Raw genomic sequence first — 25,379 nt, 5'->3', positions numbered from 1 at the left:
AACCATGACGCAGCGGGCGGAGACCGACAAGGACGGCCCCGAGCCGGGGGGCCGCGCACCCGTCATCGACGCGGGTGCCGAGCTGGATCCCGTACATCCCCACGAGCTGCCGAGCCGCACGGCAGCGCCCGCGACCGGTCTGACCACCGACCAGGTCGCCGAACGCGTGGCGCGCGGCGAGGTCAACGACGTGCCCGTGCGCAGCTCGCGCTCCACCGTCGACATCGTCCGCGGCAACGTCTTCACCCGTTTCAACGCAATCATCGGCGTGCTGTGGGCGATCATGCTGTTGGTCGCGCCGATCCAGGACAGCCTCTTCGGCTTCGTGATCATCGCGAACACCGGCATCGGCATCGTGCAGGAGCTGCGCGCCAAGAAGACCCTGGACGGGCTCGCCGTCATCGGCGAGGCGAAGCCGCGCGTACGGCGCGACGGGGTCGCCTCCTCGGTCTCCACATCCGACATCGTCCTCGACGACCTCGTCGAACTCGGACCGGGTGACAAGGTCGTCGTCGACGGCGAGATGGTCGAGGCCGACAACCTGGAGATCGACGAGTCGCTGCTGACCGGCGAGGCCGACCCCGTACTCAAGCAGCCCGGCGACCAGGTGATGTCCGGAAGCTTCGTCATCGCGGGAGGCGGCGCCTTCACCGCGACGAAGGTGGGGCGCGAGGCGTACGCCGCCCAGCTCGCGGAGGAGGCGTCGCGCTTCACGCTCGTCCAGTCCGAGCTGCGCTCCGGTATCTCCACCATCCTCAAGTACGTGACCTGGATGATGGTCCCGACCGCGATCGGCCTGATCATCAGCCAGCTGGTCGTCAGGGACAACAACTTCAAGGACTCGGTCGCCCGGACCGTCGGCGGCATCGTGCCGATGATCCCCGAAGGGCTCGTGCTGCTCACCTCCGTCGCCTTCGCGATCGGCGTGATCCGCCTCGGCCGCAAGCAGTGCCTCGTCCAGGAACTGCCCGCGATCGAGGGCCTGGCCCGTGTTGACGTGGTCTGCCTCGACAAGACGGGCACGCTGACCGAGGGCGGCATGGACGTCACGGAGGTGCGGCCGCTGGGCGGTACGGACGAGCAGTACGTACGCCAGGTCCTGGGCGCGCTCGGCGAGTCCGATCCGCGGCCCAACGCCTCGCTGCAGGCGATCATCGAGGCGTATCCGGACAGCGAGGACTGGCGCTGCACGGAGTCCCTGCCCTTCTCCTCCGCCCGCAAGTACAGCGGAGCGAGCTTCAGCGAGGGCAACGGGGAGAACTCCACCTGGCTGCTGGGGGCGCCCGACGTGCTGCTCCCCGACGGGGATCCGTCCCTCGCCGAGATCGACTCCCTCAACCAGCAGGGCCTGCGGGTTCTCCTGCTGGCCCGCGCCGCGCGCGATCTGGACGCACCCGCGGTGGCCGAGGGCGCGAAACCGGCCGCACTCGTGGTCCTGGAGCAGCGGCTGCGCCCCGACGCCTCCGAGACGCTGCGCTACTTCGCGGACCAGGACGTCACCGCCAAGGTCATCTCCGGCGACAACGCGGTCGCGGTCGGGGCGGTCGCGGGCAAGCTGGGCCTGCCGGGCTCGTCCTCGACACTCGACGCCCGCAGCCTGCCGTCGGAGCAGTCGGCCATGGGCGCGGAGATCGACGCGAACGCCGTCTTCGGCCGGGTCAGCCCGCAGCAGAAGCGCGACATGGTGGGCGCGCTGCAGGCCCGGGGCCACACGGTCGCGATGACGGGCGACGGCGTGAACGACGTCCTGGCACTCAAGGACGCGGACATCGGCGTCTCGATGGGCTCGGGCTCCGAGGCCACCCGTGCGGTGGCGCAGATCGTCCTGCTGAACAACAGCTTCGCGACGCTGCCGTCGGTGGTGGCGGAAGGCCGCCGGGTGATCGGCAACATCACGCGCGTGGCGACGCTGTTCCTGACGAAGACGGTCTACTCCGTCCTCCTGGCCATCCTGGTGGTCTGCTCCCAGGTCGAGTATCCGTTCCTCCCCCGCCACCTCACCCTGCTCTCGACGCTGACCATCGGTGTCCCGGCCTTCTTCCTGGCCCTGGCCCCCAACAAGGAGCGCGCCAAGCCCCACTTCGTACGCCGGGTGATGCGCTACGCGGTCCCGGCGGGCGTGATCGCGGCAGCGGCGACGTTCACCGCGTATCTGCTCGCCCGCTCGCACTATGCGGGCGCCGGCGCACTGGACGCCGAGACGAGCGTCGCGACACTGACGCTGTTCCTGGTCGCGATGTGGGTTCTGGTGATCATCGCCCGCCCGTACACCTGGTGGCGGGTCGGCCTCGTGGCGGCGATGGGGCTGGGCTTCCTGCTGGTGCTGACGGTCCCGTGGCTCCAGGAGTTCTTCGCGCTGAAGCTGGTGGGCACGACGATGCCGTGGGCGGCGGTCGGGATCGCGGCGGCGGGGGCGGTGCTGCTGGAGGTCTCGTGGCGGGTGGTGGGGCGGCGCTTCCCGGCGTGACGAAGGCCCCGTCGCCCGCCATGGCGTGGCGGGCGACGGGGCCTTCGACCGGGTGGTCCGGGGTCAGTCGGTGTAGTAGCCGGCGACGTCGGCGATCAGGTCGACCGAGCCGGCGTTGTTGTAGAAGGTCACCTTGCCGTTCACCACTGGCACGATCACCAGGTTCGGCGCGGTCTGCCCGGCGACCACGTTCAGGTTCGACGCACTCGTACGCGTCGTCCCGTCCGGATACACCGAGACGTAGCTCAGCGCGGTCGGGTTCGTCGCCGTCACGTTCAGCACGACCGCGGTGACACCCGTCGCCGGGACACCACCCTTGCCCGCCACCTGAAGACTGACCGTCTTCCCGGCACCGACCTTCGCCTTCGGCACACCCAGACCCGCCCGCGTGTCCATCAACCGCACCGGCTGCACCGGACGGTAGGTGGAACCGCTGTCGGCCTCCGTGAAGTAGCCGGCGACGTCGGCAACCAGGTCGACCGAGCCGGCGTTGTTGTAGAACGCGACCTTGCCGTTCACCACCGGCACGATCACCAGGTTCGGCGCAGTCTCCTTCGCCACCACGTTCAGGTTCGACGCACTCGTACGGGCCGTCCCGTCCGGATACACCGAGACGTAGCTCAGCGCGGTCGGGTTCGTCGCCGTCACATTCATGACCACGGCGGTGACACCCGTCGCCGGGACACCACCCCTGCCCGCCACCTGAAGACTGACCGTCTTCCCGGCACCGACCTTCGCCTTCGGCACACCCAGACCCGCCCGCGTGTCCATCAACCGCGTCGGCTGCACCGGCTCGTACGTCGAACCGGAATCCGCGGAGGTGAAGTAGCCCGACACATCCGCGACCAGATCCACCGAACCCGCGTTGTTGTAGAACGCGACCTTCCCGTTCACCACCGGCACCACGACCAGGTTCGGCCGCGTCTGCTTCGCCACCACGTTCAGGTTCGACGCACTCGTACGCGTCGTCCCGTCCGGATACACCGAGACGTAGCTCAGCGCGGTCGGGTTCGTCGCCGTCACGTTCAGCACGACCGCGGTGACACCCGTCGCCGGGACACCACCCCTGCCCGCCACCTGAAGACTGACCGTCTTCCCGGCACCGACCTTCGCCTTCGGCACGCCCAGACCCGCCCGCGTGTCCATCAACCGCACCGGCTGCACCGGCTCGAACGTGCCGGTCGGCTTGGTGAGCGGAGGGGTGACCGTCAGGGTGCTCGGGTGCATCTCCAGCCCCCGATGGGAGATGACGCTCACGGTCCAGGTCCCGGCCGGAACACCGGTCAGGTCCATGTCGGCCTTCAGGGTCCGCCAGTCCGACGAGACGGACGTGACGGTGGACGGGTGGCGCTTGCCGTTGACCAGCAGCTCGACCCGGTCGTCCTTGTGCAGGGCCGTACCGCGGACGGTGAGCTCGGCGGTCGTTCCCGACGGCGCCGAACCCGGAGTCACCGACTCCGCGCGGAACTTCTCACCGCCGCACAACGCGCAGACGGCCTCGGCCCGGTACTGCAGCTCCGACATCTTCTCGGGCAGGGAGACGGTCATGATGCCGGGAGAGGCGCTGCCCGTCTCGTTGCTCGGCGCACTGCACCTGTACCCGTCGGTGCCGTACGTGCAGGTGTTCGTCCATGTACGGCCGTAGAACGCGACGTTGGCCCGGCCGGTACCGCCCGAGGTGTCCGCCACGTTCACGCCGAACGAGTCGTACTCCACCGTCGGCAGCACGGCGCAGACACCCGTCTTCGCCTCGGTCAGCGTCCCGGTCACCGGGCCGTACCCGTAGGCGATCGAGGCCGGACGGGCGCACTCGGCGGCCGGACCGTCGGCGGTGGCGACGCGCCACGCGTCCATGCGGTACGTACCGGCGGCCTTCAGCCCGAGCGGCACCTGCGTGAGCACCTGGTAGGAGGTCGATCCGGTCACGACGCAGGCCCGGTTGCGGAAGGAGCAGTCGGTGCCCTGGCCTTCGGAGCCCAGCGCCATGATGTTGATCGTCCCCTCGGCGTCACGGACGTCGAGGTGCAGTCGGTCCGTGGCTGCCTGCGTGCTGATGCGGTGGCACCGCAGCTCGCCGACGGCGCCGGACTCGCCCGCCTGGGACGGGCCGCCGACGTTCGTGGCCTCGCCGGCCGCGCATCCCTTCGCCGCGTCGGTCACGTCCCTGCGGGACAGCGCGTACGAAGCCGCGGTGTCCTTGCCAGTGAAGAGGACGGTGTGGGCCTTGCCCGGGGTGAGGCCGCAGACGAACCAGCCGTCCTTGACGGCGCTGCGTTCGCACACCTGCTTCCCGTCGGAGTCGACGATGCCGATGTAGGCGTAGGCGTTGCCCGACAGTGTCCGGAGCTGGACGACCTCCGCCGGGGAGTGGTCGGCGGCCGGGATGGTCAGGCAGTGGGCGAAGACACCGCCACCCGTGGTCAGCGTGGTCGCCGACTCGTCGGTGAACGTGCCCTGCGGCATCACGTCACAGCCGTCCGGAGGGGTGTCCAGACGGTTGAAGTTGATGGCGTACGTACCGGGCTCCTCGCCCTCGTCCGCGTTGACCAGCACACGGTGCGGCGCGACGCCCTTCAACTCACAGTCACCCAGACCGAGTTCGCTCTCGCCGCACTGGGTCGCCCCCGTGGCGTCGACGACCTCCACCTCGATGGCCGGCCCGGAACCACTGCGCACCTGGCCGGCGATGTGGGCGCCGGTCGGGCTCGGCAGTTCGAGGCAGTCGTACTGACCGGACCAGCGGAGCTCGCCCTCGTACAGCCCGTTCCCGATCGGTACGCACCCCTCGGATCCGGCCCGGTCGAGGAACGCGGTCGCGTAGCTTCCTTCGAACACCCGGTTCGGGTCGCCCACTACCAGGGTGTACGAGCCGGCGGCGGGGAAGGTGCACCAGCCGCCCCGGCATGCCTCTGCCGCGTCACCGTCGTAGACGTATGTCCAGTAGATGCTGTTCCGCTCGTCGGTCGGCGTCACGAGGTAGCGCCCTGCGGCGGGCACCTCGATGATGCGGCAACGGACCGCGCCGGACGGGGAAGCGGGCGCGGCACCGTACTGTCCGACATCGACGGTGGGGCAGCCCTTGGGGTCGTTCAGCCGGGCGACCTGGAGCTGGTAGTCGACCGGCTCCTCATCGGAGGACGCGTACGACAACACCCGGTACGGGCCGTCACCGGGCAGCACGCAGCCCGGCTTGTCGAAGTCCCTCTCGCAGATCTCCTTGCCCGTCTCGTCGGTGATCCACTCGGACACGCCGCCATAGACGACCGTGCTGCCATAGGTGATGATCCGTTCGCCGGGCTTCGCGTCGATCCGCTGGCAGTCGACCTGGAAGTCCTCCGCGGTGGTGCGGACCGGTACCGGCTGGTCCCAGGAGGTACCGATCGCGGACGCGCATGGCTCCGCCTCGGCGAGCGGCACGACGAAGACACGGAAGTCGCTGGGGTCCACCTGATCGTTGCGCAGGCGGACGGTGTAGGTGCCGTCGGCGGGGACGTTGCACCGGCCGACATTCGAGCTGCTCGCGTAGCAGTCGAGGTCGCCGTCCGGGCCCTCGATCCTTCCGGTGATCACGTTTCTGTTGTCGCGCATCATGAACAGGTGCTCGCCGGCCTCGGCCTGCACGGTGAAGCACTGCTGTTCGCCGGCGGCGAGCGTGCCGCTCGCAACGGCGTCGTCGCCCGGATCCCCGAACGACGCCAGGTCCAGTGCGGAGCACGGCGCCGGTTCCTGTGCCGCGGCGGGTTCGTCCGCGTACGCGGCGGTCACGGGCATCAGGAGCGACAGCAGTGTCGTGAGTACCGCTGTCACGGCGGTGGTTGTGATGGATCTTCGAACGCGTGGGCGCGTCGGAGCCGATCTCGGCATGGCCCCCCCAGGGCTGCGTGGAATTCACGAGATCTTCGCATGCGGTATGCGGCGATCCCAAGGGGGTTCCGCATGGGTGACGATCAGGGCGACGCAGGGCCCCACCTGCGGGTCCGCCGGACAGCGTTCAGTAGCGCAGCTCCGCCGCCAGACCGCCGTGGTCCGCGAGTTCGCCGTCCGGCACGAACATCACGTCCGCGCCGCCGTCGAGCGCCTTCTCGACCAGTTCGTCGACGATGTCCTCACGGACCTCGAGTGCGGCGGGACCGGCCGGGTCGACCGGCTGGAGATGGTCACCGGTGACCCGGACCGTGCGCTGGAAGTGCTCCTCCACGACGACCAGCGCGGCCCGGTCGTCCCGGACCGCTCCCCAGACCTCGTCCAGGCCCGCGGCGAACACGCGCCGTCCCCGGGCCGATGTGAGGCGAGCCTCGGTCGCCGCCGCGGCCGCCGTACGGTGTTCCTCGATCGCCGGGCGCAGCTCCTCGAACAAGGCCGCCGGCGGGCCGTCGGTGAGACCGCCCTTGGCCACCTTTCCGGCTGCCGACGCCGCGACGGTGCCCACGTTCTCCAGCAGGCTCAGCGCCGGGGGCAGACCGACCAGGAACAGCGGGCGCGGGTCGGACTCCAGCACGGCTCCGATCGCGGTGTCGACCTCGCGGAGGAACCGGCGGGTGCGTTCGTCGGTGAAGGTGCCGGCCACGTCGCCACGGCGCTCCTCGCGCTGCGGATCGGCCGGCTCCTCGGGCTTCGACTGCGGGAACCCGTCGCCCATGTGTGCGTGCAGCTCGTCACCCGACCCGCTCCACAGGGTGGCCCGGTCACCTGCGACCATCAGCGCCCAGAAGGGCCGGGCCTGCGCCTTCGCCGAGACCAGGTTGCGCGTGAGGTAGCTGTCGCTCAGCACCACGCGCTCCGGCACGGCGCGCGGCAGCCGCCACAGCTGGTGCTCCTCGGCGTCGGCGAGGAGCACCAGGCCGTCGAGGGCCCGGCGCAGGTCCAGCTCGGCCACCGCCCGCTCCAGCTGGGCCGTGATTCCGGCGCGTGCCCGTCGGTCCACCCCGTCGTCGTCCAGTTTGCGCCCGGCCTCGGCCACCAGATTGCGCAGGCGTACGGCGTCCTGGTCGCTTTCCCGGCCGTTGCGGTGGGTGGGCATCGTCACCGAGACGGCGGGATAGGGCTTCGGGGTCCGCAGTTCCTGCAGCAGCGCGGGGGTCAGGGCGTCGGTGTCCATGTCTCCCTCTCGGTCTCCCCCCGGATGCTCATGGGCTCAACCTTCTCTCCGGCGCCCCGCTCACGCATCCGGACGCCTCGGCGACCGGACGCCAGGGCCGAGGTCGTGTCCGGGCGACCCATGTGGGTCGCCCGGACAGGACTCAAGGCCGTGCGTAGGGCCGGGTCATGATCTCCATGTTGTGGCCGGACGGGTCGGCGAAGTACGCGCCGCGGCCGCCGAACAGGCGGTTGATCGCTCCGGGTTCGGTGTGGTTCGGGTCGGCGTAGTAGGTGACCCCGACCGCCTCCAGGCGGGCGATCATGGCGTCGAACCGGTCGTCGGGCACCTGGAAGGCGTAGTGCTGCGACTGGATCGGCTCGTCGCGCAGCTCGTAGTAGTCGAGCGTCACGCCGTTGCCGAGATCGACGGGGAGGAACGGGCCGAACGGTGCCCCGACCCGGAGGCCGAGGATCGTGGCGAGGAACTCGGCCGACAGCTGCCGGTCCTCGGCGTACACGGCGGTGTGGTCGAGCTGGACGGAGGTGACGGACCCGTCCGGGTGCAGCTGGTCCTGCGGCATGTGTGGTGACTCTCCAGGTCTTGGTTCCGAGGGGACAGGAAGAAGCTGGAGAGGGAACGGCGGGGCTCTGGCCCGCCTCGCGCTCACGCCGAGGCCGGGAGCCCCACTCGTGCATGGCCCATGGCCGACCCGGCAGTCACCCGGCCGACCCTAGCCGCCGGCCCGGGCCGGGGCAACGCGGTTCCCGGAGACCCGACGGCGGCCGCACACCGGCCCGTTGGGATGATCGACGGCTACGATCCCGACCACCGACCGCCGAATCCGCACCGGAGCGTCCTGTGAAGCGTCCCGCCCTTGCCATAGCCGGACTTGTCGCACTGCTGGCCCTCCCCCTGGCCGGTTGCGGGACCGAGACCGTCGGCGGCGCCCCGGACACGCCGTCGTCACCCGGCGTCGACTACAAGGCCCGGGCGAAGGCGGCGGTCGCCGCGCACAACCGGAAGTTCCCGAAGGTGGCAGCCCTCTGCTCGGACACTCCCGCGAGCCCGCCGGCCGAGCCTGCCGCCTCGTCGAGCCCGACTGACCCCGAGGCCGCCAAGTACGCGGAGAACCACGCGTTCAAGCAGCAGGTACGCCTGAACGCCGACGCACGCTGCCGGGGCGACGCCCACGCACGGCGCATCGTCCCGGCACTGGAAGGTGTCGACGACCGGGCCGCGTTGCTGTCCGCCCTGGACAAGCTCGGGTATCCGCGCGACACGATCGAGGTCCACGGAACGGAAGGCGCTCTCGGCTTCACCTTCGGCGTCCCCGACGCCGGCCCGTGCATCACCGGCACCCTGAGCACTCCGGTGACGGTCGAGGCGCACGGCCCCTACATGGAGGGCGGCTGCATGGAGCCCAAGGGCGGGCACTGACCGTCGGGCGCCGGGCGGCCCCGCCCTTCGGGAATCATGTGCCGTCAGGGGCAGTTCACGGGGTATGGCCTTCATCCACAACACGACATTGTCGCCCGGCAAGCTGGAACTGCTCGCTGCGTGGCTTCCCACGCAGCCGTGGTACGTGAGCACGGCGCGTGCGCCGGAACTGACCAGGGCCGGCGGCTTCCGCCTGGACGACCCGAAGGGCGAGGTGGGCATCGAGTTCATGGTCGTCACGGACACGTCCGGCGACCGGCCGGTCGCGTACCACGTACCGCTCAGCTACCGCGGTGCGCCGCTGGCCGGAGCCGATGAGTCGGCCCTCATCGGCACGTCCGAGCACGGCGTACTGGGACGGCGGTGGGTGTACGACGGCATCCATGACCCCGTTCTCGTCGCGCAGTTGCTCGCCTTGCTCCAAGGCCACGCCGAGGCGCAGGCGCAGAGCGTGAGCAACACGCCCGACCCGTCCGTCACCGGCCACTTCACCGGCGCCGCCCTTCCGACCGCGATCGCGTCGGCAGCCGTCACCAACGGGCCGCACGGCACCGACGTGGTGGTGGACGCCGACCCTGCGACGACGGTCGCGGTGACACGCGTCCTCCGACCGGACCAGGTGGACCAGGTTCCTGACACCGAGGCGACCGGGCTCCGGGGATACGTCACCGCCGGCTGGCAGTCGCCGGAAGGCGACGAACGGCGCGGCCGGTTCGCCGTCGTCCACGCCTCGGCGAACTGACTCTGCCCGCCCGTGCCGTGTTCGTGTCGGCGACAGGGTCGCCGACACGGACGCACGGCAGGTCGGGGTACGACAGGCCGGCCGTGCCCGAGGGGCCGGCACGGCCGGCGGGTCGACGTGACTCAGCGCAGCGTGCCGAAGAAGGCCCGGACGTCCCCGATCAGCAGGTCCGGCGCCTCCAGGGCGGCGAAGTGACCGCCGCGGTCGAAATCCGTCCAGCGCACCACGTTGTTGAGCTCCTCGCTGAAGCGGCGGATGGCCACGTCCTCGGCGAAGTTGGCCACCGCCGTGGGCACTTCGGACCTGGTGGCGGGGAACCAGTCCATGACGTGGGCGTTCTCGTAGTACATGCGGGCCGCGGACCCGGCCGTGGCGGTGAGCCAGTACAGCATCACGTTGGTGAGCAGGGTGTCGCGGTCGACGGCGTCCTCGGGGAGTTCGGCCGAGGTGTGGGTCCACTCCTTGAACTTCTCCAGGATCCAGGCGAGCTGGCCGACCGGTGAATCGGTGAGGGCGAACGACAGGGTCTGCGGGCGGGTCGACTGCAGGACGTTGTAGCCGAAGCCGTCCGTGGTGAACGTTCCGATCGCCGCCACGCGGGCCTTCTCCACGTCCGTGAGTTCCCCGACCACGTCATCGGGCACCGGACCCAGCGGGATGAACCCCACGGACGCGGCGTTCACATGGACCCCGACGACCGCACCGGGATCGGTCCTGCCCAGCACGGGGGAGATCAGCGCGCCGAGGTCGCCGCCCTGGGCGCCGTACTTCGTGTAGCCGAGTCGCCGCATCAGCTCGGCCCAGGCGCGGGCCACGCGCGCCGCGTTCCAGCCCTTGTCCGCGGTGGGCCCGGAGAAGCCGAAGCCGGGGATGGAGGGGATCACCAGGTGGAAGGCGTCGGCGGGGTCGCCGCCGTGGGCGCGCGGATCGCTGAGCGGGCCGATGACGTCGAGGAACTCGACGATCGAACCGGGCCAGCCGTGGGTGAGGATCAGCGGCAGGGCGTCCGGCTCGGGCGAGCGCACGTGCAGGAAGTGGACCTGGGCCCCGTCGATCTCGGTCAGGAACTGCGGGTACTCGTTGATCCGGGACTCGTGCTTGCGCCAGTCGTATCCGCCTCCCCAGTACTCGGCGAGCGAGCGGATGTACGGCACGGAGGCGCCGTAGGCCCAGCCTGCGTCCGGGAGTTCGTCCGGCCAGCGGGTGCCGGCGACACGGCTGCGCAGGTCGTCGAGCTGGGCCTGCGGGACCTCGATACGGAAGGGACGGATCTCCTGCGAGGAGCTGTTCTTTTCCATGTCCCCAAAGTAGGAGGGCTTGCGGACAGGTACTGTCCGCAAGCCCTCAACACACTGCGGGTTATGCGTCGAACCACCTGTCCCGTTCCAGCTCCGCCGTCCGTGACGCGTCCTCCAGCAGTGCCGCCACCTCGAAACGGCGGGGCCACTGGCCCGCGGCCCAGGCGAGGGCCGCTGCCACGCCCTCCAGCGTGGCGGCGTGGAGGACGCCGTCCGGGGTGCGGCGCCAGTCCAGTTCGGTGGCGTCGACGACCAGTTCCTCGTGCTCGACGTAGGACGTCGGCGTCGCGGGGCCGAGCAGGACGCGGACCGAATCCGGGACCTCGTGCTCCTCGCCCTCGGTCGTGATCTCCGCCGTGACGCTCTCGCTCAGGCGGCGTACCTGGAACAGCTCCGCCAGATCCGCCGCGCGCGACGGTGCCACCGGGAGGAGCGGCATGCCGGCGGTGAGGGGGAGGAGGTCGGGAGTGTCCGCGACGACCGCGTCGGCGGCGTCCACCACCCGCACCTCGCCGTCCACGACCACCCTCAGGTCGTCCGGGAGCGTGACCTGATCCGGATCGAGGTCGGCCAGAGCCGTGTACAGGGCGTGGAGTTGGGTCGCGCGCACCGGGCGGTCGGGGTCGGCGAGCCGGGACAGGAGTTCCGCCGCGCCGCCCGGCTCGTCGAGGAGTGCGGCCACGGACGTGCGGACGCCGAGGGCGTGCAGCACCTGGGCGTCGTCGAAGCCGGTCGTGTCGACCGACTCGTACAGGCCCTCCAGCAGCGGGTCCGCGCCCGAGGCGCGCAGGCCGGCGGGGCGACGGCCGTCGAGTACGGGGTGGTCGCGCAGCCACCACGCCGTGTACGGGCGCACCGTCTCCGTCGTGCCGTCCGGCAGCAGGACGCGTACGGGCTGGGTCAGCGCGTCCCGCAGCGGCGGCTGTGCCAGCAGCGCCAGCGCCTGCGGCCAGCAGTCGTCGTCCACCAGGTCCAGGTCGCGCACCGCGACGATCTCCGTGGCGACCGGTGGCAGGGGTGTCTCGGGCAGCCGGTCGAGCACGTCCTCGCACCAGACGTCGACCGCGTCGAGCAGTCCGACGTCGTCGGGTTCGGCGAAGTCCCCGTCGCGGGGCTCCAGCTCGTCGGGGTCCAGGACGATGTCCGTGGTGCGGACGAGCGCGAAGTCCGCCAGCACTCCGCAGGCGGCGAGCGGCTGCTCACCCCAGCGATCGGCCAGTTCGGTGTCGCAGAGGGCGAGTTCACCCTCGCGCATCACGGAGGCGAACGGGCTGCCGGGGAGGACGAGTTCACCGGCGGGCGCGAGCTCCCCGTCCTCGTCGGGGAGAGCGAGCGCACCGAGCCACGGCTCGTCGCCCGGCTCCAGCTCCGCGTCCCGGGCGAGCGCGAGCACCGTCTCCGCGAGCTCCTCGGCGTCGAGCGCGTCCTCGTCCCAGATCTCGCCCTCGTCGAGCGAGGCCGCCACGGCCGCCCTCACCTGCGGCGTCGTCAGCACGGCCCGCGGTGTCGCGGGCAGCGCGCCGAGCTTCTCCAGCAGCGGGTGCGCGGCGTCGGGGTGCACGACCTTCAGGCCGAGCCTGGCCAGCCTCGGCGGCGTGTCCGCAAGGGGCAGCAGCGTCTGTCGCGGGCCGATGGTGGTGCGGTTGTCGGCGAGCGGGACCGGCAGGCCGGACAGCCGGTCGGGGTCCACGCCCGCCAGGCTGTCGTACAGCCGCCGCCACCAGTCCGGTTCGCGTTCCAGACCGGCCAGCCGGTCGATCGCCTCGGTCAGCGGCACCCGCGCGACCCCCAGAGTGCGCAGCTCGACCCGGCGCTCCAGGCCGGCGGGCAGCAGGCTCGGCAGCACCTCGGCCAGTACGCGTACGGTCTCCGCGCCCGCCCCCTCCAGGACCTCCGCCTCGATGGGCCGCAGCGCCGGGGACGCCTCACGGCCCGGCAGGCCGGAGTCGTCCGCCATGACTCCCCCTGCACCCAGGCGGTCGTGGGTGGGGGTATCCCCGGACGAAGTCTGGGGGAGCTCGCCCTCGCGCGGCACCGCCGCCTCCAGGAACGCCGTGCGCGGCAGCCGCTGCAGGATCGCCGCGCGCAGCGCCCCGTCCAGCTCGCCCTTGCCGAGCGCGCCGGGCACCAGGTCGATCGTGCCGGTGGTCACCGGCTGCCAGCCGGCGAGCAGTTCGGCGTACGCGTCGGCCGCGCGCTCCACGAGGAAGTCGGTGAGCGGTCCGGGCGCCGGGTGCCGGCGGGTGGTGTCCAGGGGCAGCGAGGCGATCAGGAGGGCGGGGACGCCCAGGGGTTCGTCGGTGGGGGTCGGCGCGTGCACGACGGGTGCGGTGCCGGGCCGGGCCGGAGTGCCCTCCGCGTCGACGGGCACGGCCCAGGTGACGGCCCAGTGCGGACGCAGCCGTTCCTCGACGGGCCGGTCCGCGAGCAGCGCGGGCTCGACGTCGCCCGCGTGGCTGACGACGCGCCAGCGGCGTTCGCCGCGCGCACTGTCGTCGACCAGGACGTACGGCCCGTCCACGCTGCGCCGCAACTCTCGTACCCCGGCCGGTGTTTCGACGACGATCTCGGCGAGGCCGGGCAGGGTCAGCAGCAGCGCGTCGTCGATCCCGGCGAGCAGCCGCTCCACCAGGTCCACGGCGGCGCCGTCCCGCAGCGGCAGCACGACGACCGTGTCGTAGCCGTCCGGCGCCGTGCCCTCGGCGGGCAACGGCAGCCGCAGCAGGGGCACATGGCCGTCGCGGCGGCGCAGCTCGTCGCCCAGGCCGGGGCTGCCCGCCGACGCCTGCGACGCGAGTTCCCGCGCCTCGGCGAGCGACCAGCGCACGCCGCCGTGGCGGCCGACGACCGCGGGTTCGTCGCTGACCGCGAGGACGGCTGCGAAACCGACGCCGAAGCGGCCGACGGCCGATTCATGGCCCTCTCGCTTGGCGGACGCGCGCAGGGTGCTCAGGGACTCGACGCCGGTGGCGTCCAGCGGCGCGCCGGTGTTCGCGGCGGCCAGCACGGTGGGCTCGCCGTCCGTCCCGGGCCGCAGGGTGAGACGCAGTCGGCCGGGGACCCGGGCGCGGGCGGCGGCGTCGGCGGCGTTCTGCGCCAGCTCGACGACGAGGCGGTCCCGGTAGCCGCCGAGGGCGAGGTCCTCCTCGGCGTTCGCGTCCTCACGGAAACGGGCCGGGCTCGCTGCCCACGCGTCGAGCACACCGCGCCGCAGCCGCGCCGTCCCGAACGGGTCGGCCCACTCGGTCGTCCTGACGCCCACGCTGTGACTCCGCTCTTCCGGCCCCGTTGCCTGCGTATGCCCTACGGGGCCGAAGGTACCGCGTACGGATGCGGGGCGGTTGCCGGGCCTGGCGGCGGAGGTCTCCGACCGGGCCGGTTTTCCCGGGCGCAGCGCCCGGCATGACCCGGCCGGGGTCTCGAATCCCGGCCCCGTGCCGGTGGTCGCAGCCCGGCCACGGCCGTGTCCTCACGCTCCCCCTACGGCCGGGCCGCCGTGGGACGGGGCCAGGTTTCCCGGGCGCAGCGCCCGTGGCCGCAGGACGCCCTGCGGGCGTGGGTGAGGGTGCCCGGCCCAGGATCGCCCCCGTGAGGGCGGACCGGCCGGTCAGGCTACGAGTGGCCCAGGTCCTCCGACTCGGTGTCCGTCTCCGGGGAGACCGAGCCGCCGTCCCGCGCGGGGCGCAGGGGGAACTCGTCCGTCGCCATCGAGTCGAACACCGGCGGGGCCGGGACCGGCGGCTTCGGCATGACCGCCGCCTCGGAGTGACCACCACAGCCGTACGCCAGGGACACCACGTGTCCGTCCGCCGGCGAGTACTCGTTCGCGCAGATACCGAACGTCTGCCGCAGCGAGCCGGCGATCGGCACCAGGAAGGCGCAGGTCACGCATGCCGCCGGGGCCGCCTGGGCCATCGCCGTCCTAGAGCCGAAGGACTCGTCCCAGCGGTCGGCCGCGGTGTGCAGGCCGTACCGGGACAGGACACGGGCCCGGCGCATGCCGAGCTCCTCGGCGAGCGCGGCGATCTGGCCGCGGCCGTTGGAGGCCGTGGCTTCGATCGCGGGGCGGCGGTCGGTGAGCTCGGCGTCCTCCGCGTCGACCCGCTCGGCGAGGTCGTGCGAGGGCGGGTGCTCGGCGAGCGCGGAATTCGGCGGGGGCACGTCCTCGCCGGTGTAACCGGGCTCCAGACGCAGATCGTCGGCCTCGGTCGGCAGCAGATCGCCGGGTCCCATGTCGCCGGGCCGCAGGCGCTCGCTCCAGGGCACCCACTCCGGGGCGAGCAGCGCGTCGGGGCCGGGCAGCAGGACAGTTTCGTCGAGCGTCACGAACTTGGCGCGGGAGGCGCGGGCCACGGTGACGGCCCAGCGCCAGCCCCGGTATCCGGGTTCCTTGGCTTCGAAGAAGTGGGTGACGACCCGGTCCCCCTCGGACACGAGGGACACATGCTCGCCGACCACTCCGGGGAACGCGGCCTCCTCGGCCGCCTCCCGGGCAAGGTCTACCGCCTCGGCGCACAGACGGTCGGGGGTACGGCTTCGCGTCGTCGCAGCACTCACAGGTCTCGCTTCTCTCCTACGCCGTCTCACGGGTGCACCTGCCGGCTGGGAAGCTACGGGGCCGTGGGCGGAGCGGACCTGGGGGCCGCATCGACGTCCACGCCCGTACCGATCCGTTTCCGGGCACACCTGACGTCATCCATTCTGCGGGATGCCGAAGAGGCGCGCGGCCGAGAACAACCGCCGGTGGCGCGCTACGCACGCTACCCCCTTCACAGCTCCCCGCCCACCTGCCCGTCCCAACACGGGATGAACCGAGGGGACCGGCACGGCGCCCGGGAGGGTCCGGAAGCGGGCTCGGGACACGGCCGACGTGGACGGACACGCCGTACCGCCGGACCGGATCACGGTTCGTGTCGGCGGGGGTTGGGGCACTATGACGGGGTGGCAGCCGAGAGGTCGTCCGAGGCAGCCGGGCCGCTCCGACGAGCGGGCCGGACGTTCGGGCGTGCCCTGCACCTGCCGTTCACAGGCACGGCGCGCGGTATCCGCAAGGCGACGCACGCGCACGGCGCGGGCGAATCCGGTCTCGGCAAACTGATCGAGCTGCACGCCGTGAACGGGGCCGGCGACGTCATGATCACCGTGGCGCTGGCGTCCACGGTGTTCTTCTCCGTGCCGACGGACGAGGCGCGCGGCCGTGTCGCGCTCTACCTGGCCGTCACGATGGCGCCCTTCATCCTGCTGGCACCGGTGATCGGCCCGCTGCTCGACCACGTCCCGCACGGGCGGCGCGCGGCGATGGCGGGCGCGATGCTCGCCCGGGCGCTGCTGGCGATCCTGATGTCGGGCGCGGTCGCCACGGGCGGTCTGGAGCTGTATCCGGCTGCGCTGGGTGTGCTGGTCTCGTCGAAGGCGTACGGGGTGGTCCGCAGCGCGGTCGTGCCGCGGCTGCTGCCGCCCGGGTTCTCCTTGGTGAAGGCGAACTCCCGCGTCACGCTCGCGGGCCTGCTCGCGACGGGGATCGCGGCGCCGATCGGGGTGGGACTGCAGCGGATCGGTCCGCAGTGGCCGCTGTACGGGGCGTGTGCGCTGTTCCTGCTGGGCACCTACTGGGCGTTCACGATGCCGCCCAAGGTCGACTCGGCGAAGGGCGAGCGCAAGGCGCACATGCTGACGCACGGCGAGAAGAAGCCGAGCCTGAGGACGGTGGGGCCCTCGGTGCTCCACGGTCTCCAGGCGAACGCCGCGCACCGTGCGCTCTCCGGGTTCCTGATCTTCTTCCTGGCGTTCCTGCTGCGCGACCATCCGCTGGCGGGCCAGTCGGCCGCGGTGTCGCTGGGGATGGTGGGCGTGGCCGCCGGCGTGGGCAACGCGCTGGGCACGGCGGTGGGGGCGTGGCTGCGGGCACGCGGCCCTGAACTGATCATCGCCACGATGCTGGCGCTGGTACTGACCGCGGCGATCCTGGCGGCGGTCTTCTTCGGGGCGGGGATAGTGGCGGTGCTGGGCGCGACGGCGGGCTTCTCGCAGGCGCTGTCGAAACTGTCCCTGGACGCGCTGATCCAGCGCGACGTACCGGAACAGGTGCGTACGTCCGCGTTCGCCCGCTCGGAGACGTTGCTGCAGATGGCGTGGGTGCTGGGCGGCGCGATCGGCATCTCGCTGCCGCTGAACGGGGCTGTGGGCATGTCGGTCGCGGCGTGCATCGTCGCGACGGGTGCGGCGCTGGCCTGGCGCGGCCTGCTGACGGCGGCACGGCACGGGAACGCTCCCCGGGCGCGGGTGGCATAGCGGCTCCGCGGTCGTGCCCCGCCGCGCGTCGGTGCGCGCAGCACGGCCCGCGGCCGTGTCCTCGAACGTCGGAGGGCCGAGAGGCCGGCCGGCTCCGCCCGACGGGCCGAAAGGCTTACGCCCCCGTGGGGGCAAACGCGCGCCGCGCCGTACCCCCGCGTGGCGCGGCCGGGGAGGCCCGATAGCCTTCGGGCCATGACCGTTGCGTTCTTCTCCGGCAAGCACCGCCGGGCCGCTGCCGCTCTCGGCGCCGTGTCCGCCGGGCTCCTCGTCCTTTCCGCCTGCGACAAGCCGACCCCGCTCGCGACCGTGACGGTCGGTTCGGACTCGGTCCACACCGAGGCCGTCTGCTACAACGACGGCAAGGCCCTCAAGGAGTCCGAGGTGCAGGCGTGCCTCACCAAGGGCACCCCGAAGAAGATCACGGTGGCCGCCGAGGACAAGGTCCGTATCGGTGTCGACCCGGAGATCGCCGAGAACGGCTGGACGCTGCTCTTCGGCGCGCAGCCCGTCGAACAGGAGCCGTTCAAGAAGTCGTACCGGACCATTCCGGCCAACGCCTTCTTCACCTCCGCCACGGGCGAGCCGACCAAGAAGACCGACGTCAACATCATGGAGACGAACGGCAGCAAGGTCATCGGCATCTACCGCTTCCAGTTCGAGAAGGCCTCCTGACCCGGAGGACCGTGCCGTGCGCGTACTCGTCGTGACCGCCGTGGCGGCGGAGGCCGGAGCCCTCGCCGCCACGAGCACGGACACCGTCGCCCTCCCGGGCGGCTATGAGCTCACCCGCACCCCGTCGGGCCTCGACGTCCTCGTCGCGGGTGTCGGCCCCGCCGCCGCGGCGGCGGGCACCGCCACCGCGCTCACCGCGGGGCGGTACGGACTCGTCGTCTCCACCGGCATCGGCGGCGGATTCGCCGCCCACGCTCCCGTCGGCTCCCTCGTCGTCGCCGACGCCATCGTCGCCGCCGATCTCGGCGCCGACACCCCCGACGGCTATCTCGCCGTCGACGAACTCGGCTTCGGCCGCAGCATCCACCGCCCGCCCGCCGGGCTGTCCGCGCGTATCGCCGAGGCCCTGGGTGCCGTCCACGCGCCCGTGCTGACCGTCTCCACGGTGACCGGCACCGCCGCACGTGCCGCCGAACTGACGACGCGTCATCCCCGGGCCGCCGCCGAGGCGATGGAGGGCTTCGGGGTCGCCGAGGCCGCCACCGCACATGGCGTACCGGTGGCCGAGATCCGCGCGATCTCCAACGCCGTCGGCCCCCGCGACCGCGCCTCCTGGCGCATCGGTGAGGCGCTCGCCGCGCTGCGGCGGGGCTTCGAGCTGCTCACCCCTGTCCTGAAGGAGTCACCGTGACCCTGCAGATCGCGTACTCCCCCTGCCCCAACGACACGTTCGTCTTCGACGCCTGGGCACACGGCCGGATCCCGGGCGCGCCCGAGCTGGACGTCACGTTCGCGGACATCGACCTCACCAACGGGATGGCCGAGCGCGGCGAGTTCGACGTCCTCAAGGTCTCGTACGCGGTGCTCCCGTGGGTCCTCGACGACTACACGCTGCTCCCGTGCGGCGGTGCGCTGGGCCGGGGCTGCGGCCCGCTCGTCCTCACCCGCGAGGCGGGGGCGGACCTCACCGGGAAGACGGTGGCCGTGCCGAGCGAGCGCTCCACGGCGTATCTGCTGTTCCGGCTGTGGACCGCGGACGTCGTCCCGGCCGGCGTCGGCGAGATCTTGGTGATGCCGTTCCACGAGATCATGCCGGCGGTGCGGGACGGCAAGGTCGATGCCGGGCTGGTCATCCACGAGGCACGCTTCACGTACCGGCAGTACGGGCTGCACTCGCTCGCCGACATGGGCGAGCACTGGGAGCAGACGACCGGGCTGCCGATCCCCCTCGGCGCGATCATCGCCAAGCGTTCGCTGGGTGCGGACATGCTGCGGCTGCTGGCGGAGTCCGCGCGCACCTCGGTCCGCATGGCATGGGACGACCCCGCTCTCTCGCGCCCGTACGTCCTGGAGCACGCCCAGGAGATGGACCCGTCCGTCGCCGACCAGCACATCGGCCTGTACGTCAACGAGTTCACCCACGACCTCGGCGACGACGGCTACGCGGCCGTGCGCGGACTGCTGACACGCGCCGCGGCCGAGGGGCTGGTACCGCCCCTCGGCCGCGATGCGCTGTCGTTCGTCTGAGCAGGGCCTAGACGTCCAGTTGGTCGGCCACGGCCCGCAGCAGGCCCGCGATCTTCGCGCCCTGGACCTTGTCGGGGTAGCGGCCACGCTCCAGTGACGGCGTGATGTTCTCCAGCAGGGTCGTCAGGTCCTGCACGATGGACGCCAGCTCGTCCGGCTTACGGCGCTGGGCCGCGGCCACGGAGGGGGTCGGGTCGAGCAGGGTCACCGACAGCGCCTGGTCGCCGCGCTGACCCGCGACCACGCCGAACTCGACGCGCTGGCCGGGCTTGAGAACATCGACTCCGGAGGGGAGCACGGAGGAGTGCACGAAGACGTCGCCGCCGTCGTCGCGGGAGAGAAAGCCGAAGCCCTTCTCGCTGTTGAACCACTTCACCTTGCCGGTGGGCACGTCTGTCCTCGTCCTCGTACTCGTTGGGCGCCGCCATGCGGGGCGCCGAAAAACGGCTCTTGATAGCACTACAGCGGGTCGCCTGACCCGCCACCCCCAAGGCTAATGGTCCAGAGGCTGGTGACAAGACGTCCCCGGTCGGTTCCTGCGCGCAAGGGAACTACCCTGGCCGAATGACTGCTACTCCTCCCGCCCCGGGCGACGGGCTGGTGCGCGTCGGCGCGATCGTGTTCATCGTCGGAGCGGTGGCCACTTTGGTCACCGTCGCCCCGCTGTTCCTGGGCACCGAGCCGTTTCCGCCGATCGCGTACGCCGTCTGCATGCTGATGGGCGTCGGCTTCATGATCGCCGCGGCAGGGGTGCTGCGGTCGATCGCCGCGCAGCGCCGTCAGGCCGGATCCGCCCGGTCGTAGTACGTCTTCAGCCAGTCCGGGAACGCGGTCAGGTCCGTCAGGATCACGTCCGCGCCCGCTTCGCGCAGTTCGTCCGGGCCGCACGGCCCGGTCGGCACGGCGACCGACAGCGTGCCGGCAACCCGGGCGCCCCGCACGTCGCCGATGTGGTCGCCGACGTACACGCTCGCGCCGTGTTCACTCAGCGCCTCCGCCTTGGCCTCCGCCCACAGCCAGCCGATGGTCTCGTCGGGGGTGATGCCCAGGTGCGCCAAGTGGAGCCTGGCGTTGGGCTCGTGCTTGGCGGTGACGACGATCGCCCGGCCGCCGAGTTCCTGGACGGCGGCGACGGCCTCGCGGGCACCGGGCATCGCGAGCGTCGGCCCGATCGCGTGCTCCGGGTAGATCTCCCGGTACCGGTCGCCCATCTCCTGGATCCTCTCGTCGGGGAACCAGTGCGCCAGTTCCTGTTCGAGCGGCGGCCCGAGGCGGTTGACCGCCAGATCGGCGTCTATCCACACTCCGGTCTCGGCGGAGAGCGCTCGGAAGGCGGCATGGATGCCGGGGCGGGAGTCGATGAGTGTCATGTCGAGGTCGAAGCCGACGGTGGGCGGATGCGGCGCGGTGTTCGAGCGCGAGGAGGACACAGAAGCCATGGCGCCATTGTGCCCGGGTGGGGGGGCGCCCCCCTCGGAGCGTCTCATTCCGGCCACATAGACTTAGCCAACCCTTACCAGTCCTGCTTCGATAGGTCCCCATGACAGCCAGACGCGTGGTCGCGGTCCGCCGCCTCGGGTGGACGACGGCGGCCGTGGCGGCACTGCTGCTGGCGGTCCTGCTGAGCCTCGCCGTCGGGGCGCGCGCGATCGCGCCGACGACCGTGATCGACGCCCTGTTCGCCGGCGGGCAGGGACCCGACGCGGAGGTCGTCCGCGAACTGCGCGTACCGCGCACGCTGATCGGTGTCATGGTCGGCACGGCGCTCGCGCTCGCGGGGACGGCGCTGCAGGGCATCACCCGCAATCCGATCGCCGACCCCGGCATCCTCGGCATCAGCCAAGGCGCATCCGTGGGTGTGGTGCTGGCGATCGCGTTCGCCGGGATCCACACACTGACGGGGTACGTCTGGTTCGCCTTCGCCGGAGCGGCCCTCGCCTCGGTCGCGGTGTACGCGATCGCCTCCAGCGGCCGCGGCGGCGCGACACCGGTGAAACTGGCGCTGGGCGGCGCGGCGATCAACGCTCTGCTGGTGTCCGTGACGATGGGCGTCCTGACGACGAAGGCGGCGGCACTGGACGAGTTCCGCTTCTGGCAGGTCGGCTCGGTCGCCGGCCGCGACGCGGAGATCGTGGGCCAGGTCTGGCCGTTCCTGCTGGTGGGCACGGTGCTGGTGCTGTCGGTCGCCCGGGGCCTGGACGCCCTGGCGCTGGGCGAGGACGTCGCGAAGGGCCTCGGCCAGAACGTGGCGACGGTCCGGGTCGTCGGCGGCGTCGGTGCGACGGTGCTGACGGGAGTGGGCGTGGCGGCCGCGGGCCCGATCGCCTTCATCGGCCTGGCGGTCCCTCACATCGCCCGCGCGATCGTGGGCGGCGACCACCGCTGGGTGCTGCCGATGGCGGCGCTCGTCGGCCCGGTGATGCTGCTCGTGTCGGATGTGCTCGGCAGGATCGTCTTCCCGCCGAGCGAGGTCCCGGCGGGGGTGATGACGGCGCTGATCGGCGTGCCGTTCCTGGTGACGCTGGTCCGCCGCAAGGCGGTGCCGGCGTGAGCGCTGCGCTTTCGGCGTCGGTCCCGGCGGCGGCACCTCCCACACCCGACGGGCACAGACGGCGGCGTTCCGCACACGAGGAGGGCGCCGCGTGAGCGCTGACACCCTGACGACCGTCCGCCCCGCGGGCTACGCCCGCATCCGCGCCGGCCGGGGCAGTCTCCTGCTCCACCGCCGCGCGGCGCTCGTCGCCGGCGTTCTCGCCCTCGTGCTCGCCGCCACCTCCGTCGCCTACCTCTGCGTCGGCGAGAGCTTCGTAGCCCCCGGCGAAGTGATCACGGTGCTCCTCGGGCAGCCGTCCCCCGACGAACTCGTCGTCGGCACGTTGCGGCTGCCCCGCATGGTCGTCGGACTGCTCGTCGGCGCCGCGTTCGGTGTCGCGGGCGCGCTCATCCAGACCGTTGCGCGCAACCCGCTCGCCAGCCCCGACATCATCGGCATCAGTCAGGGCGCGAGCGCGGTGACCGTCGCCGCGCTGACCTTCGGGGTCACCTCGTACACCGCCCTGCCCTACCTCTCCGTCGCCGGCGGCATCACCGCCGCCGCGCTCGTGTACGTCTTCGCGTGGCGCGGCGGTCTGCACGCCACCCGGTTCGTCCTGATCGGCATCGGCTTCGCGATCGCACTCCGGTCGGTCACCACGCTGTTCATGACCAAGGGGGACTATCTCGTCGCCCAGCAGGCCCAGATCTGGATGACCGGATCGCTCAACGGCCGTGGCTGGGAAGAGGCCGCGCCCCTCGGCTGGACCCTGCTCGCCCTCCTGCCCGCCGTGCTCTGGGCGGCGCGCGCGCAGCGCACGGTCACGATGGACGACGACACCGCCACCGCTCTCGGCGTGCGGCTCGGACGCGTGCGGCTCGGCCTCGTTCTCCTCGGCGTCGTCCTTGCGTCGGTCGCCACCGGCGCCGCCGGTCCCGTCGACTTCGTGGCGCTGCTGGCCCCGCAGATCGCCCGCCGCCTGACCCGTACCGCACAGATCCCGCTGCTGTGTTCGGCCCTGATGGGCGCGGTCGTCGTCGTGCTCGCCGATCTGCTGGCACGTCGGATGTTCTCCCCCACCGAACTGCCCGTCGGCGTGCTCACCGCCGCCGTCGGCGCCCCCTATCTGATCTGGCTGATCGTCCGCAGCCACACCGGCCGTACCGCTGGAGGCAATTCGTGAGCAGGCTGACGGCCCGCGAGCTGACGCTCGCCTACGACGACCGGACCGTCGTCCACGGGCTCGACCTCGCCGTCCCCGACGGACAGGTCACCGTCATCGTCGGTCCGAACGCCTGCGGCAAGTCGACGACCCTGCGCGCGCTGGGCCGGCTGCTGAAGCCCAAGGGCGGCGCGGTGCTGCTCGACGGGCAGGAGCTGGCGAGGATCCCGACGAAGCGGATCGCGCAGGCGATCGGGCTGCTGCCGCAGTCGCCGGTCGCGCCGGAGGCGATCACCGTCGGCGACCTCGTCTCGCGCGGGCGGCAGCCGCACCAGGCCTGGTGGAAGCAGTGGTCCGACGAGGACGAGCGCGCGGTCACCGACGCGATGGAGCGTACGGACGTGACGGCGCTGGCCGATCGTCCGGTGGACGAACTCTCCGGCGGTCAGCGGCAGCGCGTGTGGATCGCGATGGCGCTCGCGCAGGAGACGGATCTGCTGCTGCTGGACGAGCCGACGACGTTTCTGGACATCGCGCACCAGGTCGAGGTGCTCGACCTGGTGCGGCAGTTGAACCACGAACGCGGCCGCACCGTCGTGGCCGTGCTGCACGACCTCAACCAGGCCGCCCGTTACGCCGATCATCTCGTCGCCATGAAGGCGGGGCGGATCGTCGCCGAGGGGAGCCCCGCGGACGTCGTCACCGCCGAACTCGTCCGCGAGGTCTTCGGCATGGACGCGGTGGTCATACCCGACCCGGTGACCGGCTCGCCGCTCGTCGTGCCCGGTGCGCCGTACACGCCCTCGCCCGTGTCTCCGTCCGAAAGGGTTTCTTCCTCATGACCGTTCTCCGCCACCGCACCCTGCAGTCCGGCTCGGTCGCCGTGGCTGCGGCACTCGCCCTCTCCGCCTGCGGCTCCTCGGACTCCTCGGACTCCTCGGGGAAGCCCGCGAACGGCGGGACGCACACGGTGAAGACGGCCATGGGCGATGTCGAGGTCCCCGACGCCCCGAAGCGGGTCGTCGTCCTCGACACCGCCGAGCTGGACTCCGCGATCACACTGGGCGTGAAGCCGGTCGGCGCGACCCACGCAGGCGTCGAGTCGGGCTTCCTGGACTACCTGCCCGAGGAGAAGGTCGCGGGCATCGAGGACGTCGGCGAGATGATGACCCCCAACCTGGAGGCGATCGCCGCGCTGGACCCCGACCTGATCCTGACGTCCAAGATCCGGCACGGCGACAAGTACGAGCAGCTCAGGCAGATCGCGCCGACGGTGATGACCGAGACGACCGGCCACCCCTGGAAGGAGAACTTCCAGCTCCACGCCGACGCGCTCGGCAAGAAGGCCGAGGCGCAGAAGGCCGTCGCCGGTTACGCCTCCCACGCGAAGAAGGTCACCGACGCGATCGGCGGCAAGGAGAAGGCGGCCGGTACCGAGGTGAACGTGGTCCGTTTCGTCGAGGGCGCGGACATCCGCATCTACGGCAGGCAGAACTACATCTCCACGATCCTCGCGGACGTCGGCCTGGGCCGCCCGGTCGTCACCGACAAGGCCAAGGACGGCTTCTCGTACGACGTGAGCCCGGAGAAGATCGACCTGGCGGACGCGGACGTGGTCTTCCACTCGACGTACGGCGACCCGCAGAAGGCGAAGCGGACGGGGACGCTGGAGAGCGCGCTGTGGAAGGGGATGTCGGCGGTGAAGAACGACAGGGCGTTCGGCGTCGACGACGAACTGTGGATCCAGGGGATCGGCTACACGGCGGCGTCACAGATCCTGGACGAGCTGCGGACGAACCTCACGAAGTGAGGTGATGACGGGGGAGATGGCCGCCCACGCGGGCCATTTCCGGCCGGCGGGGGTGGATGTGCGGCGGCCTGGGGGCCGGCCGTCGCCCCGCCCCGGCCCCTATGCCCTTCCCGAGCGGGGCCGGATGTCCAAGGGCTCCCACCCCGGACCCTCCAACGGCCCGGGGGCCGCGGGTTGGGGTGCCGCCCCCCAACGGCCTTCCCAGCGGGGCTGATGTCGAAGGGCTCCCGCCCCCGGACCCTCTGCGCCGTTCGGCCGCGGCGTGAGGGCCCCAGCGGGGCTGGGTGTCGAGGACTCCCCCGGACCCTCCTCCGGCCCTACGGCTGCGGGTTGGGTCCCCCGCCCCAACGGGGGCTG

At 71.9% G+C, this 25,379-nt stretch carries 20 protein-coding genes; 12 read left to right on the top strand and 8 right to left on the bottom strand.

Features of this window, described 5'->3' with window-relative positions:
• Positions 1 to 4 precede the first annotated feature (4 nt).
• Positions 5 to 2,467, top strand: coding sequence for an HAD-IC family P-type ATPase (locus AC067Z_RS03075; RefSeq protein ID WP_478787676.1), 2,463 nt, complete (start codon positions 5 to 7; stop codon positions 2,465 to 2,467).
• Between the two features lie 63 nt (positions 2,468 to 2,530).
• Here AC067Z_RS03075 and AC067Z_RS03070 read toward each other — a convergent pair whose 3' ends face one another.
• From AC067Z_RS03070 to AC067Z_RS03060, 3 genes are all read right to left on the bottom strand, one after another.
• Positions 2,531 to 6,274, bottom strand: a complete 3,744-nt coding sequence (locus AC067Z_RS03070) for a Tat pathway signal protein (protein WP_478787675.1) — start codon at positions 6,272 to 6,274, stop codon at positions 2,531 to 2,533.
• A 184-nt stretch (positions 6,275 to 6,458) separates the two neighbouring features.
• The gene (locus tag AC067Z_RS03065) at positions 6,459 to 7,565 is read right to left on the bottom strand and encodes a baeRF3 domain-containing protein (protein ID WP_478787674.1); all 1,107 of its coding nucleotides are present in this window, start codon (positions 7,563 to 7,565) and stop codon (positions 6,459 to 6,461) included.
• Positions 7,566 to 7,707: 142 nt separating this feature from the next.
• Positions 7,708 to 8,127 carry a VOC family protein gene (locus tag AC067Z_RS03060; protein ID WP_478787673.1) on the bottom strand — a complete coding sequence of 140 codons (420 nt, stop codon included), beginning with the start codon at positions 8,125 to 8,127 and terminating at the stop codon, positions 7,708 to 7,710.
• 278 nt (positions 8,128 to 8,405) lie between these two features.
• Here AC067Z_RS03060 and AC067Z_RS03055 point away from each other — a divergent pair, with 278 nt between their 5' ends.
• Positions 8,406 to 8,984 carry a hypothetical protein gene (locus AC067Z_RS03055; RefSeq protein WP_478787672.1) on the top strand — a complete coding sequence of 193 codons (579 nt, stop codon included), beginning with the start codon at positions 8,406 to 8,408 and terminating at the stop codon, positions 8,982 to 8,984.
• Between the two features lie 64 nt (positions 8,985 to 9,048).
• A complete protein-coding gene (locus AC067Z_RS03050; RefSeq protein ID WP_478787671.1) occupies positions 9,049 to 9,726 on the top strand; it encodes a maltokinase N-terminal cap-like domain-containing protein in 678 nt (225 codons plus the stop codon).
• 122 nt (positions 9,727 to 9,848) lie between these two features.
• On the opposite strand, the gene AC067Z_RS03045 is transcribed toward AC067Z_RS03050, so the two are convergent.
• From AC067Z_RS03045 to AC067Z_RS03035, 3 genes are all read right to left on the bottom strand, one after another.
• Entirely contained in the window at positions 9,849 to 11,024 is a 1,176-nt protein-coding gene (locus tag AC067Z_RS03045; protein ID WP_478787670.1) for an epoxide hydrolase family protein, read from the bottom strand.
• 61 nt (positions 11,025 to 11,085) lie between these two features.
• Positions 11,086 to 14,286, bottom strand: a complete 3,201-nt coding sequence (locus AC067Z_RS03040) for a sacsin N-terminal ATP-binding-like domain-containing protein (protein WP_478787669.1) — start codon at positions 14,284 to 14,286, stop codon at positions 11,086 to 11,088.
• A 350-nt stretch (positions 14,287 to 14,636) separates the two neighbouring features.
• Complete coding sequence (locus AC067Z_RS03035; protein ID WP_478787668.1) at positions 14,637 to 15,581, bottom strand: DUF3027 domain-containing protein; 945 nt, start codon at positions 15,579 to 15,581, stop codon at positions 14,637 to 14,639.
• A gap of 384 nt (positions 15,582 to 15,965) precedes the next feature.
• On the opposite strand from AC067Z_RS03035, the gene AC067Z_RS03030 reads away from it, so the two are divergent.
• From AC067Z_RS03030 to AC067Z_RS03015, 4 genes are all read left to right on the top strand, one after another.
• On the top strand, positions 15,966 to 17,315 hold the full coding sequence (locus tag AC067Z_RS03030) for an MFS transporter (RefSeq protein ID WP_478787667.1): 1,350 nt from the start codon (positions 15,966 to 15,968) through the stop codon (positions 17,313 to 17,315).
• 195 nt (positions 17,316 to 17,510) lie between these two features.
• Complete coding sequence (locus AC067Z_RS03025; RefSeq protein WP_478787666.1) at positions 17,511 to 17,990, top strand: DUF2771 domain-containing protein; 480 nt, start codon at positions 17,511 to 17,513, stop codon at positions 17,988 to 17,990.
• 16 nt (positions 17,991 to 18,006) lie between these two features.
• Positions 18,007 to 18,681: a futalosine hydrolase gene (locus tag AC067Z_RS03020; RefSeq protein WP_478787665.1), complete on the top strand. Its 675-nt coding sequence runs from the start codon at positions 18,007 to 18,009 to the stop codon at positions 18,679 to 18,681.
• On the top strand, positions 18,678 to 19,517 hold the full coding sequence (locus AC067Z_RS03015; RefSeq protein ID WP_478787664.1) for a 1,4-dihydroxy-6-naphthoate synthase: 840 nt from the start codon (positions 18,678 to 18,680) through the stop codon (positions 19,515 to 19,517). Before AC067Z_RS03020 ends, AC067Z_RS03015 begins: the two co-directional genes overlap by 4 nt.
• A 7-nt stretch (positions 19,518 to 19,524) precedes the next feature.
• On the opposite strand, the gene AC067Z_RS03010 is transcribed toward AC067Z_RS03015, so the two are convergent.
• Complete coding sequence (locus tag AC067Z_RS03010) at positions 19,525 to 19,908, bottom strand: cold-shock protein (RefSeq protein WP_478787663.1); 384 nt, start codon at positions 19,906 to 19,908, stop codon at positions 19,525 to 19,527.
• A gap of 173 nt (positions 19,909 to 20,081) precedes the next feature.
• Between AC067Z_RS03010 and AC067Z_RS03005 the strand changes: the two genes are divergently transcribed.
• Complete coding sequence (locus AC067Z_RS03005; RefSeq protein ID WP_478787662.1) at positions 20,082 to 20,321, top strand: hypothetical protein; 240 nt, start codon at positions 20,082 to 20,084, stop codon at positions 20,319 to 20,321.
• Here the strand turns inward: AC067Z_RS03005 and AC067Z_RS03000 are convergent.
• The gene (locus AC067Z_RS03000; protein ID WP_478787661.1) at positions 20,297 to 20,956 is read right to left on the bottom strand and encodes an HAD family hydrolase; all 660 of its coding nucleotides are present in this window, start codon (positions 20,954 to 20,956) and stop codon (positions 20,297 to 20,299) included. The two genes, AC067Z_RS03005 and AC067Z_RS03000, sit on opposite strands and share 25 nt — an antisense overlap.
• Before the next feature lie 101 nt (positions 20,957 to 21,057).
• Here AC067Z_RS03000 and AC067Z_RS02995 point away from each other — a divergent pair, with 101 nt between their 5' ends.
• The 4 genes from AC067Z_RS02995 (at position 21,058) to AC067Z_RS02980 (ending at position 25,022) form a co-directional block, all read left to right on the top strand.
• Positions 21,058 to 22,068, top strand: a complete 1,011-nt coding sequence (locus AC067Z_RS02995; protein WP_478787660.1) for a FecCD family ABC transporter permease — start codon at positions 21,058 to 21,060, stop codon at positions 22,066 to 22,068.
• A gap of 91 nt (positions 22,069 to 22,159) precedes the next feature.
• Entirely contained in the window at positions 22,160 to 23,233 is a 1,074-nt protein-coding gene (locus tag AC067Z_RS02990; RefSeq protein ID WP_478787659.1) for a FecCD family ABC transporter permease, read from the top strand.
• The gene (locus AC067Z_RS02985; protein WP_478787658.1) at positions 23,230 to 24,054 is read left to right on the top strand and encodes an ABC transporter ATP-binding protein; all 825 of its coding nucleotides are present in this window, start codon (positions 23,230 to 23,232) and stop codon (positions 24,052 to 24,054) included. Before AC067Z_RS02990 ends, AC067Z_RS02985 begins: the two co-directional genes overlap by 4 nt.
• Positions 24,051 to 25,022, top strand: a complete 972-nt coding sequence (locus AC067Z_RS02980) for an ABC transporter substrate-binding protein (protein ID WP_478787657.1) — start codon at positions 24,051 to 24,053, stop codon at positions 25,020 to 25,022. The genes AC067Z_RS02985 and AC067Z_RS02980 overlap by 4 nt, the downstream gene beginning before the upstream one ends.
• Positions 25,023 to 25,379 lie beyond the last annotated feature (357 nt).

This window comes from Streptomyces sp. NPDC043812 (assembly GCF_056436245.1).
This window is presented reverse-complemented; position numbering and strand designations above follow the sequence as displayed.